We start from the raw sequence: 14,887 nt of genomic DNA, 5'->3' as shown, positions 1-14,887 counted from the left end.
CAGGCCAAGCCAGGCCACACCAGGCCACGCCTACGGCGGCACGGTCGGCCGCAGCACAGCCCGAGTCAGCCCAGAGCAGCCTCGAACGCCGCATGCGCCCGCTCGTCGAACAGCACGAAGCGGACCTCCTCCACCCCGGTCGGGGTGTCGCGGACCGTCTCGATCGCGATGCGGGCGCCGTCGGCCAGGGGCCAGCCGTAGATGCCGGTGGAGATGGCGGGGAAGGCGACCGTGCGGGCGCCCAGTTCGTCGGCGACGCGGAGCGACTCGCGGTAGCAGGAGGCCAGGAGGTCCGAGCGGTCCTCCTCGCGGGACCAGACCGGGCCCACCGTGTGGATCACCCACCGCGCCGGGAGCCGGCCGGCCGGGGTGGCGACGGCGCGGCCGGTGGGCAGGCCCTTGCCGTAGTGGGAGGCGCGCAGGGCGCGGCAGGCCGCCAGGATCTCCGGGCCGCCGCGGCGGTGGATGGCTCCGTCCACACCACCTCCGCCGAGCAGGGAGGAGTTCGCCGCGTTGACCACGGCGTCGACGGACACCTCGGTGATGTCGCCCTGGACGAGTGTGACGCGGACCATCAGGAGGCCTTTCGCAGGCGGCGCCACACGGCCTTGGCCGCGTTGTGCCCGGACATGCCGTGCACCCCGGGGCCCGGCGGGGTCGCCGAGGAGCACAGGAACACGGCCGGGTGCGCCGTGGTGTACGGGGACAGGGTCGGTTTCGGGCGCAGCAGCAGTTGCAGGCCGGAGGCGGCGCCGCAGGCGATGTCCCCGCCGACGTAGTTGGGGTTGCGGGCGGCCAGCTGCGGCGGGCCGGCGGTGGCGCGGGCCAGGACGAGGTCGCGGAAGCCCGGCGCGAAGCGCTCCAGCTGGCGCTCGACGGCCTCGGTCAGGTCGCCGTCCCAGCCGGCCGGCACGTGGCCGTACGCCCAGAAGACGTGGCGTCCCTCGGGGGCGCGGGTGGGGTCGACCAGGCTGGGCTGGGCGGTGATCAGGAACGGGCTGCGCGGCGCCCGGCCGCCGTGGGCGAGCTGGAGGGCGGCGTCGATGTCCCGGGCGCGCGGACCGATCTGGACCGTGCCCGCGCGGCGGGCCTCCGGCGCGGTCCACGGGACGGGGCCGGACAGCGCGTAGTCGATCTTGAACACGCCGGGGCCGTAGCGGTAGCCGTCGTACGCCCGTCCCAGCCGGGCGATCCGCGCCAGGGCCCGCGGCGAGGTGTCGAAGACGTACGCGCGGGCCGGCGGCAGGTCGTCCAGCCGCTTGACCTCGAATCCGGTGTGGACGGCTCCGCCGAGGTCGCGCAGGTACGCCGCGAGCGCGTCGGAGATCGACTGGGAGCCGCCGCGCGGCAGCGGCCAGCCGACGGCGTGCGCGGCGAGGGCGAAGACGAGGCCGACGGCCGAGGTGGCGATCCCGCCGAGCGGGGCGACGACGTGCGCGGCGAGCCCGGCGAACAGCCCGCGCGCCCGCTCGTCCTGGAAGCGCCGCATCAGCCAGGTGGCGGGCGGCAGTCCGGTCAGGCCGAACCGGGCGAGGGTGACGGGGTCGCGGGGCAGCGCGGTGCGCGGCAGCGACATGAAGTCGCGGACCAGGGTGTCCCAGGTGCCGTGGAACGGCTGGACCAGCCGCCGGTAGGTGCCCGCGTCGCGCGGTCCGAGAGAGGCGGCGGTCTCGCCGATGGAGCGGGCGAGGACGGCGGCGGTGCCGTCGTCGAACGGGTGGGCCATGGGCAGCGGGGCGTGCAGCCACTCCAGGCCGTACCGGTCCAGCGGCATGGTGGCGAACACGGGCGAGCCCGCGCCCAGCGGGTGCACCGCCGAGCAGGGGTCGTGCCGGAAGCCGGGGAGGGTGAGCTCCTCGGTCCGCGCTCCCCCGCCGACGGTGTCGGCGGCCTCGAACACGGCGACGGAGAGGCCGCGCCGGGCCAGTTCGACGGCGGCCGTCAGCCCGTTGGGCCCCGCCCCCACCACGACCGCATCGAGAATCGACGGCACGTTGCGACTCCTTCGTCTGCCGGTCCGGCGGCGGTGGCGCCCGCACCGCCACGGACCCTCAGGATAGGACGCCCGGCCGGACCGACCGGGCGGCGTACGCCGTTACGCGTCACCGCGCAGCAGGTCGCGGATGCGCAGGGCGGTGGGCTCGTCGCGGCCGACCGCGAACGGCAGGGCGTTGTCCCGGTCCACGCGGAACGGCTCGCCGGCGACGGTGCTCTGGGCGCCGCCCGCCTCCGCCACCAGCAGCAGGCCGGCGGCGTGGTCCCAGGCGGAGGGCCAGGTGAAGGCGAGCGCGTCCACCTCGCCGCGGGCCACCTTGAGGTACTCCAGTCCGGCCGAACCGCACGGGCGGGCGCTCACGCCGGGCACGTCGAGCCGGCGCAGGACCTCCTTGTCGTGGTCGCTGGTGTACAGCGGGTGGGCCATGGCGACCCGCAGCTCGGCGCCCGGCTCCGGCGAACCGCAGTGCAGAGCCTGGCCGTTGAGGTACGCGCCCTGGCCGCGGACGGCGGTGGCCAGCAGCTCCAGGGCGGGCGCGTACGTCCACGAGGCGAGGATCTCGCCGCGCCGGGCGAGGGCGACCAGGGTGCAGAACCCGGGTTCGCCGGCGACGAACTGGCGGGTGCCGTCGACGGGATCGACGATCCACACGGGGGCGTCCTCGCGCAGGGCGCCGTAGACGGTCGGGTCGGCGTGCACGGCCTCCTCGCCGACCACGACGGAGCCGGGCAGCAGCCGGGTCAGCTCGGCCGTCAGGTGCTCCTCGGCACGGCGGTCGGCGATGGTCACCAGGTCGTGGGGGCCGCTCTTCTCGCCGACCTCGTGCTCGGAGAGCTGACGGAACCTCGGCACGATCTCGGCCGCGGCGGCCTTGCGGACGGCTTCCTCGACGGCGGACAGGTCACGGGTCAAGAACTCTTCGATCATGCGTCCATCACATCACGCCGGTCCGACAATGCCCACCTGTATCGGTGGACAGCGGATGAAGAGGCGGTCCCGGCCCGCCGGCCCCCGGCCCCCGGCCCCGACCCCCGGCCCCGACCCCGGCCCCCGGCCGCCGCCGGGAGCCTCGGCCGTTCACCACAGGGATGATCCTCACCGGACCGGTCCGCCCCGCCCTCTCGCCGGTCGGGCCCGGCGCCTTCGCCCCGTACGCCGCCCTCCGGAAGGACCCGGCACCAGTCCCGGCTATTCCGTGACGGCGATCCTGCCGTTGATCCCGGCCTCCGAGGTCTTCGGACCCGGCTCGGGTGCGGTCAGACCCTTCAGGAGCTGGGCGAGGTCGACGCCGGTGGTGGAGCCGAGGAGTTCCATGCCCTGGGCGACGTTGTCGGCGACCGTGCGGGACAGCTTGGAGGCGCCGTCGGTGGAGACGACCGTCAACTTGTCGATGGCGGACAGGGGCTCGGCCGCCTTCGCGACGACCTGCGGCAGGGCCTCGACCAGCATCTGCACCATCGCCGCGTCACCGTAGCGCTCGTAGGCCTCGGCCTTCTTCTGCATCGCCCCGGCCTCGGCGGTGCCCCGCGCCGCGATCGCGGCTGCCTCCGCGTCGCCTTCCAGTCGGACGGCGTCGGCGATGGCAGCGCGGCGGGCGCGCTCGGCCTCGCCTCGCTTGGCGCCCTCGACGGCCTCGGCCTCCGCGAGGGCGGAGCGGCGCTGCTTCTCGCCCTCACCCGTCAGGCGCGCCCGCTCCGCCTCCGCCTCGGCGGCCGCGATGGCGGCCGCCCTCTCGGCCTCCGCCTGCTTCACGCGCGCGATCCGCTGTGCTTCGGCCTGCTGTTCGGCTTCGTAGCGGCGGGCGTCGGCGGGCTTGCGGACCTGGGTGTCGAGCTGGCGGTCGGTCAGGGCCGCCTGGCGTTCGGCGACCTTCTCCTGCTCCGTGAGGATCTGCTGCTGCCGGTCGGCCTCGGCCAGCGGGCCGGCGGCGTTCGCCTGCGCGGCGGCCGCATCGGTCTCGGCCTTGATCTCGGCCTGCCGCAGGTAGAGGGTGCGCTGTGCGAGAGCGATCTCCTCCTCGGCCTTCAGCCTCGCCTGCTCGGCGGCCTGCCGGGCGTTGGCCTCGGCGATGTCGGCTTCCTGCTTGGCGCGGGCGGCCTCCGGCCGGCCGAGGTCCTCCAGGTACGAGCCCTCGGTGCTGATGTCCTGGATCTGGAAGGCGTCCAGCACCAGACCCTGCCCGGACAGGCTGGCCTCGGCCTCCTCGGCGACCTGGCCGGCGAACGCGGCCCGGTCCCGGATGACGTCCTCCACCGACATCCGGCCCACGATCGCGCGCAGCGCGCCGGAGAGGACTTCCTGGGTGAAGCCGACGATCCCGTCCTGCTGCTGGAGGAACCGCTGGGCCGCGGCCCGGATGGCGTCTTCGGTCCCGCCGACCTTGACGATCGCGACGCCTTCGAGGTGGGCCTTGATGCCGCGCAGGGTGACCGCGCCGCGAACGGCGACGGGAATGTGACGACTGGACAGGTCGAGCGTGTACCGCTGCTGGACGAACGGCACGACGAAGACACCGCCGCCGACCACGACCTTCTGGCCGCTGTTGTCGGTGAAGACCTGCCCGGTGTTCGGATCGGTGGCCTGCTTCCCGCGCCGCCCGGTGATGATGAACGCCTCGCTGGGACCTGCGACTTTGTACCGGGTGACGACGACGAGGGCGAGCAGGACGAGGAGCGCGACGACTCCCACGACCGCGATGACGACAGGACTCATGAGGGCTCCCCCTGCCTCCGGAACGGGGCAGATCAGTGGTGGACATGAAGGACGAGAACGAGGCGCAAGGACGCGCCGGTACTGCTCAGCGTTCGACGGCGCGTACGGTGACCGACGTCGTGGAGGGCGTGGCCGTCACCCAGACCTCGCAACCCCGCTCCAGCGGGGCGTCGGCGGTCGCGGCGTACTTCACCGGCTGCCCGCCCAGCGACAGCAGCACTTCCCCGAAGCCACCGACCGGGATGGCCGTGACCACCCGCCCCGAGGAACCCACGAGGTCCGCCTGGTGCGGGGCGCTCCCGGCGCCCTGCCGGAGCAGGGCGCGGCCGAAGCGGTACGTCGCCCAGCCCGCGCCCGCTCCGGCCACGGCCCCGGCGGCGGCTGCCGATCCCGGCCCGAGTCCGGTGGACCCGAGCACGATCGCCCCCGTGAAACCGAGCATCGAAACGAAGCCCGCGACCACCGGAAGCGACAGCCACCCGTCGAACAGTCCGTCCAGGGCACCGTCGAAGAATCCTTCGAGCACCCCGTCGAACACCAGCGAGACGGCGAGCAGCACGATTCCTCCCATGCCGAGACCCAGAAACAAGCCCATGGGCACCTCCCCCGCCTGACCACCGTTCCCGCCGGACAACACCAGGCTGCCAGGAGGGCGCGCAGGCGCACATTGCCTGCCGTCGGCAATCTTTACGCCCTCTTGATGCCGCCGCCCGTCGGTTGCGCCCCGCAACGGCGGCCGCGCGCACGTCAGTCCGGTGGTACGCGTCCCCCGAGGGTGAAGGCGACCAGAACCCCCGCCAGTACGGCCCACGGCAAGGCCGGCGCACCCCCGGATCGCCAGCCGGCCAGGGCGAGGACGAGCGTCACGCCCGCACCGGCCGCCAGTGCGCGCGGATCTCGCAGGAAGCGCCATTGCCGGCGCCCGGCCCCGGGATCGCGCAGTTCAGCGACCGCCGTCCTGATCACCAGGGCTGCGATGACGATCGCCAGTACCAGGAGCGTCGCGCCCACTCTTGTTCCCTTCCCGCCGTCTCATCGGCCGGCACCGGGCTCGGCGGTGCGCTGGTAGATGTCGGGGATGCCGTCGGCGTCGGCGTCGAGCGTCTCCTCCTCGTACAGGCGCCGGTAGATCCCGTTGCGGCGCCGGAGCAGAACGGCGGCGAGCATCGCGGCGAGGAGGGAGCCGACCAGGACAGCGGCCTTGACGTGCTCACCGGCTGCCGCAGTGCGGAAGGCGAGTTCGCCGATGAGGAGGGCGACGGTGAAGCCGATCCCGGCGAGGACGGCGAGGCCGAAGACGTCGGCCCAGGCCAGATCGGGGTTGAGGCGGGCACGGGTGTAGCGGGCGGCGAGGTAGGTCCCCCCGAACACGCCGAGGACCTTTCCGGCGACCAGTCCGACGACGACGCCGAGGGGCTCGGGCCGGGTGAACACCTCGGCCAGGGCGCCGCCGGAGACGGAGACGCCCGCGGCGAAGAGGGCGAAGAGGGGGACGGCGACGCCTGCGGAGAAGGGGTGGAGGAGGTGGGAGGTGCGGGCTCCGGGGGAGGCGTCCTCGCCCTTGTCGGCGGTGGTGCGCAGGATCAGGCCCATGGCGACTCCGGCGACGGTGGCGTGGACGCCGCTGTTGTACATCAGGGCCCAGACGGCGAGGCCGAGCGGGACGTACCACCACCAACCGCGCACCCGGAACCGCTGGAGGGCGTAGAAGACGGCGAGGCCGGCGGCAGCGCCGCCGAGGGCCCAGAAGTTCAGGTCGCCGGTGAAGAAGATCGCGATGATCAGGATCGCGCCGAGGTCGTCGACGACGGCGAGGGTGAGCAGGAAGGCGCGCAGCGCCGCCGGCAGGTGGGTGCTGATCACGGCGAGGACGGCGAGGGCGAAGGCGATGTCGGTGGCCATGGGCACGGCCCAGCCGTCGAGGCTGCCGCCGCCGAGGCCCGCGGTCAGGGCGTACAGGGCGGCGGGGACCGCCATGCCGCACAGGGCGGCCACGACCGGCAGCGCGGCCGTGGCCGGGGTGCGGAGCTCGCCGACGACGAGTTCCCGTTTGAGTTCGATGCCCGCGACGAGGAAGAAGACGGCGAGCAGGCCGTCGGCCGTCCAGTGGCCGACCGAGAGGTCGAGCCCCAGGGCGGGTATGCCGAAGTGGAAGTCGCGTATCTGTTCGTACGCGTCGCTGATCGGGCTGTTCGCCCAGACGAGGGCGACGACGGCGGCGGCCAGGAGGACGAGGCCGCCGAGGGTCTCGGTGCGCAGGGCCTCGGCGATGACGCGGCGCTCGGGCCAGGGCAGCAGGCCGAGGAAGGGAGAGCGCTGTGGGGGCGGGGCAGCGTTCACGAGGGACACCTCCGGGGCGTCGGCTGCGAGTGGGCACACGGCCCCAAGGACGCCGACCAGACTTCCCGGCACACCCCGCGTCCGCCCGGTGCTGCGATGAGCGCGTTGACGCGTTCTTTACACCCTATCGGGAGGCGCGGGATGCCGCCAGAGAGGCTGTGACGTGCGGTGACGGCGCTCGGGCAAGGGACGGGGCCGGTACGTGCCCAAGGCGCGAGGGTGGGTACGGGCCCTCGGGGTAGTCGGGCTGCCGGTCTCGGCACTGCCGGTGGCAGGCAGTCTCCACGCCGCTCCGGTGCCGGTGCCGGCAGCGTGCTTGCCGGATGCCACCCTTGTCCGGCGTCAAGAACGTGTCAGGGACGCGTCGGGATCGGGGAGGAATCATGGCGGAAGGTACCGTGGCGGACGAGTATCTGGCGGGGTACGCGCAGATGCTGCTCGATGCCTGCGGCACCGGCCGCCGCCTCACCCGGGCGGAACTGGATGCCCGCCGAGCCGAGGGCGAACGGGCGGCTGAAGCGAGCCTGGGTCTGCGCGCCCTCGTACGCGCCCACCTGGCCGAGGCACGCAGAGTCCAGGAAGCGCTGGCCACTCCCCAGCGCGTCAGCCTGCTCGCCGTTGTCGAGCAGGCCGTGGACGCCTTCGCCGAGGGCTTCGAACGGGCACCCCAACTGGCAGTACGCCAGGAGGAGGCTGCACGGCGCGAGTTCATCGACGACCTCCTCTACGGGGGCAGCGATCTCGGCCGCCTCGCCGAGCGCGCCGAGCGCTTCGGCCTGCGCCTGTCCGGGGCCCACGCCGTGGCCGTCGCCATCGGCCCCGAGCCGTACGGGGACGGCTATCCGGTCGCCCGGGGCATCGAAGCGGCCGTCCACGCCCGCTTCGGCAACCGGCACACCCTGCTGGCCACCAAGGACGGCCGCCTGATCTGCGTCGCCCCGGGCGACCAGCCCGACGTCCTGGCGTTCTTCGCCGAGCGGGCGCACGCGGCGACCGACGGCGGCCGGGTCGCCGTAGGCCGCACCCACCCCGGACCCGGCGGTGTCGTCCACTCCTACGAAGAGGCCCTCAACGCGCTGGACCTCGCCGACCGGATGGACCTGGAAGGGCCCGTCCTGCACGCCGCCGACCTGCTCGTCTACCCGGTCCTGGCACGGGACCGGCAGGCGATGGCCGATCTCGTGGAAACCACCCTCGGCCCGCTGAGGGAAGCCCGCGGCGGAGCACAACCGTTGATCGACACGCTCTCCGCCTACTTCGACAGCGGCTGCGTGGCCGTCGAAGCCGCCCGGCGCCTCTCGCTCAGCGTGCGCGCGCTGACGTACCGGCTGGAACGCATCCGCTCCCTCACCCGGACCGACCCGGGCGACCCCCAGCACCGCTACACCCTCCAGACCGCGGTCATCGGGGCACGGCTGCTCCGCTGGCCGGACGCCTCGTCCTGACCCGGCGCTCACGGGGTCCGGCGGTCCGGCGGTCCGGCGCCCTTGCACGGGCCCGTGGTCGGCAGCACACGGCCCCCTGCGAGCACGCCGGCACCGGGGCACGGGACGGCACATGGGCGCGGGAAGACGCCGAGGACGCCGTCCGCCGCCTCCATACCGCCCTCACCCACATCACCACCGCCTGATCTCCCACCCCGCGCTACCGGCCGAAGGCTCCAGGGCCGGCCCTCGGCAGCGAAGGCAGTGCTGCGAGCACCGCCGCCTGGTGATCACGGGTGTGAGCGACCAGGCCGCCGGTAAGGGTGGCGGTATGCCGCACAACGCCGAGGCCCTCGCCCACGCCATCGCCCGTGCCGTCAGCGACGGAAACGACCAGCACATCAGCGACCTTCTGAAGGCGTTCGTGCAGGAGGCGGACCTGCCCGCCCTCTTCCACCTCCGCAACGTCCTCGACCAGCAACCCCCCGGGTCAGCCCGCCGAGGGTGGCCGGACCGTCCGCGAACCGCGGGGCATCGCCTGCGGTGACGTGACAGGCGCAGTCGCGCCGTACGAACCGGGTGCCGCCCCGCTCCCCCTGACCGACCGGCTCTGACCCGTCCGCAGTACCGTGCCGGCCATCCCCCCAGCTGGAGCCCCTGCTGCAGGGTTTCGCCCATCCGCCGCGTCCGGCGTCACCGCGGACGTACGCGCCCCCAACCGTCCCGATAAACGGATGGTCGGGAGCGAGCCTGACGCGGCAGGATGCTCCGCATGACCTTGCGCACCCCCGAGCTGCACACCGCCCGCCTGCGGCTGCGGCCGTTCACCGACGCCGACGCGGCATCGCTGTACGCGCTGCACAGCAGCGCCCACGTGCTGCGCTATTGGGACTCCCCGCCGTGGACCGAACCGGCCCGCGCCCAGCGCTTCATCGCGACCTGCCGGACGATCGAGGAGGAAGGCACGGGAGCGCGGGTGGCCGTCGACCGCGTCTCCGACGGCGCGTTCATCGGCTGGTGCAGCCTGTTCAGCTGGAACCCGGACTTCCGCAGCGCGTCCCTGGGCTACGTCTTCGACGCCGCCGCGTGGGGCCACGGCTACGCCACGGAGACAGCGCACGCCGTCCTGCGGTGGGCGTTCGACACCCTGGACCTGAACCGCGTCCAGGCCGAGACCGACACGCGCAACGTGGCGTCCGCCCGGGTCCTGGAGAAGCTCGGCTTCGTCCGCGAAGGCACCCTCCGCGAGGACTGCGTCGTCAACGGCGACGTCTCCGACTCCTGGGTCTTCGGCCTCCTGCGCCGCGAGTGGCACCCGGAGGTCGACCGCCAGCCCCGGAGCCGGTGATCACGAAGCCGACCCCGCACGGAACCGCCCGGGCCGCCGGGTCGCACGAGCAAGCCCTCCGCCGTGACCCGGCCACCGGGCCGGAGGCGGCCCTCTGCCCACTGGACCGGCGTCGCCGCGGCGTCGTGCGTCAGTCGCGGAGTGCCGGGACGACGTGCTGGCCGTAGGCGTCGATCACTGCCTCCCGCGCGTCGTGCATGTCGTAGACGGCGAACTGGTGGACGCCGAGGTCGCGCAGGGCGCGCAGCTTCTCGACGTGGGCCTCGACCGGGCCCAGCAGGCAGAAGCGGTCGACGATCTCGTCCGGGACGAAGTCGGTGGACGGGTTCCCGGCACGGCCGTGGTGGCTGTAGTCGTAGCCCTGGCGGGCCTTGATGTACTCGGTGAGTTCGTCCGGGACCATGCCCGAGTGCTCCCCGTACCGGGAGACCAGGTCGGCGACGTGGTTGCCGACCATCCCGCCGAACCAGCGGCACTGGTCGCGGGCGTGGGCGAGGGCTTCGGGTGAGCCGTCGGCCGTCACGTAGGCGGGGGCGGCCACGCAGATGGTGATCGCGTCCGGGTCGCGGCCGGCCGCCGCGGCCGCGTCCCGGACCGCCTTGACCATCCATTGGGTGAGGAACGGGTCGGCGAGCTGGAGGATGAACCCGTCGGCCTTCTGCCCGGCCAAGGCCAGCGCCTTGGGTCCGTACGCGGCCATCCAGACCGGCAACTTCCCGTCCTTGATCCACGGGATGCGGACGGGATTGCCGTCGACGAGCGCCTCCCGGCCCTCCGCGAGGTCGCGGATGACGCCGATGGCCTCGCCGAGGCGGGCCAGCGTGTTGGGGGCCCGGCCGGCCACCCGCATCGCCGAGTCGCCGCGGCCGATGCCGCAGACGGTGCGGTTGCCGAACATGTCGTTGAGGGTGGCGAAGGTGGAGGCGGTGACCTCCCAGGTCCGGGTGCCCGGGTTGGTGACCATCGGGCCGATGTGGAGCTTCTGCGTATGGGCGAGGATCTGGCTGTAGATGACGAAGGGTTCCTGCCACAGCACGGCCGAGTCGAAGGTCCAGCCGTAGCGGAAGCCGTTGCGCTCCGCGCGTTTCATCAGGCTGACGACCTGGGAGGCGGGCGGGTCGGTTTGCAGGACGAGGCCGAAGTCCATGGCTGGCTGCTCCTTGCGGTCGCTTACAGGTACTGGCAGGTGGAGCGGTGGACGAAGGCACCGTGTCCGGCCCGGCCGGTGTACTGCCGTGCGTCGAGGACGAGTTCACCGCGGGAGAGGACGGTGTCGACGCGTCCGGTGATCCGCTTGCCCTCGTACGCCGAGTAGTCGACGTTCATGTGGTGCGTGGCGGCGGACAGGACCTGCTCCGCGTGCGGGTCGTAGAGGACGATGTCGGCGTCGGAACCCGGCGCGACGGTCCCCTTGCGCGGGTAGAGGCCGAACATCCGGGCCGGGGTCGCGCAGGCGATCTCGATCCAGCGGCGGCGGCTGATGTGCCCGTCCACGACGGCCTGGTGGAGCAGGTCCATACGGTTCTCCACGCCCGGCAGCCCGTTGGGGATCTTGGAGAAGTCGCCGCGGCCGAGCTCCTTCTGGCCCTTGAAGCAGAACGGGCAGTGGTCGGTGGAGACCACCTGGAGGTCGTTGGTCCGCAGTCCACGCCACAGGGCCGCCTGGTGCTCGCGCGGGCGCAGCGGGGTGGAGCAGACGTACTTGGCGCCCTGGAAGTCCGGCTCCGCCAGGTTGTCGGTGGACAGGAACAGGTACTGCGGGCAGGTCTCGCCGAAGACCGGCAGGCCCTTGTCGCGGGCGGCGGCCAGCTCGGCGACCGCCTCCTCGGCCGAGACGTGGACGACGTACAGCGGGGCGCCGGCGACCCGGGCGAGCTGGACGGCGCGGTGGGTGGCCTCCGCCTCCAGCAGGACGTGCCGCACCTCGCCGTGGTGGCGCGGGTCGGTCTCGCCGCGGGCGAGGGCCTGTTCGATGAGCACGTCGATCGCGATGCCGTTCTCCGCGTGCATCATGATCAGGCCGCCGTTGCCGGACGCCCGCTGCATGGCGCGCAGGATCCGGCCGTCGTCCGAGTAGAAGACGCCCGGATACGCCATGAACAACTTGAACGAGCTGACGCCTTCCTCCACGAGGGCGTCCATCTCCTTCAGGGTGTGCTCGTTCACGTCCGACACGATCATGTGGAAGGCGTAGTCGATCGCGCACTTCCCGTCGGCCTTCGCGTACCAGGCGTCCAGGCCCTCGCGCAGGGTGCGGCCGACGCTCTGGACGGCGAAGTCCACGATGGTGGTGGTGCCGCCCCAGGCCGCGGCCCGGGTGCCGGTCTCGAAGGTGTCGGAGGCGGAGGTGCCGCCGAACGGCAGCTCCATGTGCGTGTGGGCGTCGACGCCGCCGGGGATCACGTACTTCCCGGTGGCGTCGAGCGTACGGTCGGCCGTCCAGGACTCGGCCGCGGCCGAGCCGTGCGCCGCCAGGGCGGCGACGCGGCCGTCCTCGACGAGGACGTCCGCGTGCAGCTCGTCGGCGGCGGTGACGACGAGGCCGCCGCGGATCAGGGTGCGGAAGGTCATGGTGCGGCTCCCCCTGGGGTCAGGTGATGGTGCGCAGGGCCTCGGCCAGGATCCGGGCGCCCTCCTCCGCCTCGCCGACGGTGAGGGACAGCGGCGGGGCGATGCGCAGCACGGCGGTGTCGTGGCCGCCGCCCTTGCCGATCAGCAGGCCGCCCGCGCGGGCCGCCTCCAGCACGGCGGAGGCCGCTTCCGGGTCGGCGCGGTCCGTGCCGGGCCGGGTCAGTTCGATCGCCGCCATCAGGCCGCGTCCGCGGACCTCGCGGACGGCGGGCACCCCGGCGCAGACCGCGCGCAGCCGTTCCAGCAGCAGGCCGCCGACGCGGCGGGCGTTGCCCTGGAGGTCGTGGTCGAGGAGGTGGGCGAGGTTGGCGTTGGCCGCGGCCATGGTGACCGGGGAGCCGCCGAAGGTGGAGATGGAGTTGGTGTCGATGCAGTTCATGATCTCGGCGCGGGCCACGACGCCGCCCACCGACATGCCGTTGCCGATGCCCTTGGCGAAGGTGAGCAGGTCGGGCGGGCCGTTCCGGGCGTGCGCCTGCCAGCCCCAGAAGTGGTCGCCGGTACGGCCCCAGCCGGTCTGCACCTCGTCGCTGATCCAGAGGATGCCGTGCCGGTCGAGGACCTCGCGGAAGGCGGCGTAGAGGCCGTCGGGCGGGGAGGTGAAGCCGCCGACGCCCTGGATCGGTTCGGCGATGAGCGCGGCCGCGCCGCCGCGGGCCTGGCCGAGGACGTCCTCGAGGTCGGCGACGGCGGCCGCGGTGAACGCGGCGTCGTCCAGGTGCGCGAAGGGGCCGCGGCTGCGGACGGCGCCGTGGACGTAGTACGTCTGGAGCGGCGACAGGCTGGTCGCGGACCAGGCGCGGTTGCCGGTGATGCCGACGGTGGAGAAGGAGCGGCCGTGGTAGCTGTTGCGCATCGCCAGGATCTGGTTGGAGCGGCGGTACGCGGTCGCCAGCAGCAGCGCGGTGTCGTTGGCCTCGGTGCCGGAGGTGGTGAAGAAGACCCGGGCGTCGGGGATGCCGGACAGGGCCGTGATCCGCTCGGCCAGTTCGACCATCGGCCGGTTGAGGTAGAGCGTGGAGGAGTGGATGAGCCGCCCGGCCTGCTCGGCGACGGCCTTGGTGACCTCGGGCAGGGCGTGGGCGGTCATGGTGGTGAGGATGCCGCCGAAGAAGTCGAGGTAGCGGTTGCCGTCGGCGTCCCAGACGTGCCGGCCCTCGCCGTGGGTGAGCTCGATCGGGTGTGCGTAGTACAGGGCCAGCCAGTCGGGCAGGACCTGGCGGTGGCGGCTGAGCAGCGGGGTGGGGTCGGTCACGGCTGGACGAGTCCTCCGTAGGCGTCGGGGCGGCGGTCGCGGTAGAAGGCCCACTGGGTGCGGACCTCTTCGATCAGGTCGAGGTCGAGGTCGCGGACGAGGAGCTCCTCCTCCTTGTCGCTGGCGACGTCGCCGACGAACCGGCCGCGCGGGTCCACGAAGTAGCTGGTGCCGTAGAAGTCGTTGTCGCCGTACTCCTCCTGGCCGACGCGGTTGATGGCGGCGACGAAGTACTCGTTGGCGACGGCGGCGGCGGGCTGCTCCAGCTGCCACAGGTGCGCGGACAGGCCGCGGTGGGTGGCGGAGGGGTTGTAGACGAGCTGGGCGCCGGCCAGGCCCAACTGGCGCCAGCCCTCCGGGAAGTGGCGGTCGTAGCAGATGTAGACGCCGACCTTGCCGACGGCGGTGTCGAAGACGGGCCAGCCGGCGTTGCCCGGGCGGAAGTAGTACTTCTCCCAGAAGCCCTTGACCTGGGGGATGTGGTGCTTGCGGTACTTGCCGAGGTAGCTGCCGTCGGCGTCGATCACGGCGGCGGTGTTGTAGTAGAAGCCCTGGCTCTCGATCTCGAAGACCGGTACGACGATCACCATGCCGGTCTCGCGGGCGAGGTCCTGCATCCGGCGCACGGTCGGGCCGTCGGGGACGGGCTCGGCCCAGCGGTAGTGCTCGGGCTCCTGGACCTGGCAGAAGTAGGGGGCGTTGAACACCTCCTGGAACCCGATGATCTGCGCCCCCTGGGCAGCGGCTCTGCGGGCGTGCTCCTCGTGTTTGGCGATCATCGATTCGGTGTCGCCGGTCCAGGTGGCCTGGACCAGCGCGGCGCGGACGATGTGGGCCATGAGCTGCTCCTTGCGACGGGACGCCGGGCCTCTACGCACGTAGACGGAATGCGTAGGTACGTGACCGTAAGCCCCGTCACACCGCGGGGCAAGACCACCGCGCACGGTTGGCCCAATCGATCAAGTTCCCGCCTCCGGTGGTCGGTTGCGGTCAGGCCCTGACCATGCGCAGCGCATGCCGGAGCTCGCGGTGGCGTACGTCGGACACCGCGCGGGCGGCGGCCAGCAGGCGGGGCGCGAACCAGTCCGGGGCGTGGCGTGCCAGCCGGGCCGCGTCCGCGGGCGTGCGGGCGCGGACGAAGGCGGCCAGGAGGGCGTCGGCCTCGCCGTGCCGGCCGGCTC

Annotated in this window: 14 protein-coding genes and 1 pseudogene; 3 read left to right on the top strand and 12 right to left on the bottom strand. The window is 73.1% G+C overall.

Annotation, left to right across the window (positions count from 1 at the left end):
- Positions 1 to 65 precede the first annotated feature (65 nt).
- The 7 genes from LG632_RS12015 to nhaA all read right to left on the bottom strand — a co-directional run bounded on the left by LG632_RS12015 (position 66) and on the right by nhaA (position 7,048).
- Positions 66 to 575, bottom strand: coding sequence for an O-acetyl-ADP-ribose deacetylase (locus tag LG632_RS12015; RefSeq protein WP_226726988.1), 510 nt, complete (start codon positions 573 to 575; stop codon positions 66 to 68).
- Positions 575 to 1,993 (bottom strand): phytoene desaturase family protein, encoded by a 1,419-nt coding sequence (locus LG632_RS12010; RefSeq protein ID WP_226726987.1) that lies wholly within the window; start codon positions 1,991 to 1,993, stop codon positions 575 to 577. Before LG632_RS12010 ends, LG632_RS12015 begins: the two co-directional genes overlap by 1 nt.
- 102 nt (positions 1,994 to 2,095) lie before the next feature.
- Positions 2,096 to 2,923 (bottom strand): inositol monophosphatase family protein, encoded by an 828-nt coding sequence (locus tag LG632_RS12005; RefSeq protein WP_226726986.1) that lies wholly within the window; start codon positions 2,921 to 2,923, stop codon positions 2,096 to 2,098.
- A gap of 261 nt (positions 2,924 to 3,184) precedes the next feature.
- Complete coding sequence (locus LG632_RS12000; RefSeq protein ID WP_226726985.1) at positions 3,185 to 4,708, bottom strand: flotillin family protein; 1,524 nt, start codon at positions 4,706 to 4,708, stop codon at positions 3,185 to 3,187.
- An 85-nt stretch (positions 4,709 to 4,793) separates the two neighbouring features.
- Entirely contained in the window at positions 4,794 to 5,303 is a 510-nt protein-coding gene (locus LG632_RS11995) for an NfeD C-terminal domain-containing protein (protein ID WP_226726984.1), read from the bottom strand.
- 152 nt (positions 5,304 to 5,455) lie between these two features.
- Positions 5,456 to 5,719, bottom strand: a complete 264-nt coding sequence (locus tag LG632_RS11990) for a hypothetical protein (RefSeq protein ID WP_226726983.1) — start codon at positions 5,717 to 5,719, stop codon at positions 5,456 to 5,458.
- Positions 5,720 to 5,740: 21 nt separating this feature from the next.
- A complete protein-coding gene (nhaA, locus tag LG632_RS11985; RefSeq protein WP_226726982.1) occupies positions 5,741 to 7,048 on the bottom strand; it encodes a Na+/H+ antiporter NhaA in 1,308 nt (435 codons plus the stop codon).
- 383 nt (positions 7,049 to 7,431) lie between these two features.
- Between nhaA and LG632_RS11980 the strand changes: the two genes are divergently transcribed.
- The 3 genes from LG632_RS11980 to LG632_RS11970 all read left to right on the top strand — a co-directional run bounded on the left by LG632_RS11980 (position 7,432) and on the right by LG632_RS11970 (position 9,820).
- Positions 7,432 to 8,493: a PucR family transcriptional regulator gene (locus tag LG632_RS11980; RefSeq protein WP_226726981.1), complete on the top strand. Its 1,062-nt coding sequence runs from the start codon at positions 7,432 to 7,434 to the stop codon at positions 8,491 to 8,493.
- A 310-nt stretch (positions 8,494 to 8,803) separates the two neighbouring features.
- A complete protein-coding gene (locus tag LG632_RS11975; RefSeq protein WP_226726980.1) occupies positions 8,804 to 9,019 on the top strand; it encodes a hypothetical protein in 216 nt (71 codons plus the stop codon).
- Positions 9,020 to 9,244: 225 nt separating this feature from the next.
- Entirely contained in the window at positions 9,245 to 9,820 is a 576-nt protein-coding gene (locus LG632_RS11970) for a GNAT family N-acetyltransferase (RefSeq protein WP_226726979.1), read from the top strand.
- A gap of 130 nt (positions 9,821 to 9,950) precedes the next feature.
- Here the strand turns inward: LG632_RS11970 and LG632_RS11965 are convergent, their stop codons facing one another.
- The 5 genes and pseudogenes from LG632_RS11965 to LG632_RS11945 all read right to left on the bottom strand — a co-directional run.
- Positions 9,951 to 10,967, bottom strand: coding sequence for a TIGR03842 family LLM class F420-dependent oxidoreductase (locus LG632_RS11965; protein ID WP_226726978.1), 1,017 nt, complete (start codon positions 10,965 to 10,967; stop codon positions 9,951 to 9,953).
- 23 nt (positions 10,968 to 10,990) lie between these two features.
- Positions 10,991 to 12,391, bottom strand: coding sequence for a dihydropyrimidinase (gene hydA / locus LG632_RS11960; protein ID WP_226726977.1), 1,401 nt, complete (start codon positions 12,389 to 12,391; stop codon positions 10,991 to 10,993).
- Positions 12,392 to 12,410: 19 nt separating this feature from the next.
- Positions 12,411 to 13,706, bottom strand: a complete 1,296-nt coding sequence (locus LG632_RS11955) for an aspartate aminotransferase family protein (protein ID WP_226726976.1) — start codon at positions 13,704 to 13,706, stop codon at positions 12,411 to 12,413.
- Positions 13,703 to 14,545, bottom strand: a complete 843-nt coding sequence (locus tag LG632_RS11950; RefSeq protein WP_226726975.1) for a nitrilase-related carbon-nitrogen hydrolase — start codon at positions 14,543 to 14,545, stop codon at positions 13,703 to 13,705. Before LG632_RS11950 ends, LG632_RS11955 begins: the two co-directional genes overlap by 4 nt.
- 151 nt (positions 14,546 to 14,696) lie before the next feature.
- A pseudogene (locus LG632_RS11945) lies at positions 14,697 to 14,887 on the bottom strand (hypothetical protein); the annotation flags it as partial.

This window comes from Streptomyces antimicrobicus (assembly GCF_020532625.1).
GTDB classification, from domain to species: domain Bacteria; phylum Actinomycetota; class Actinomycetes; order Streptomycetales; family Streptomycetaceae; genus Streptomyces; species Streptomyces antimicrobicus.
This window is presented reverse-complemented; position numbering and strand designations above follow the sequence as displayed.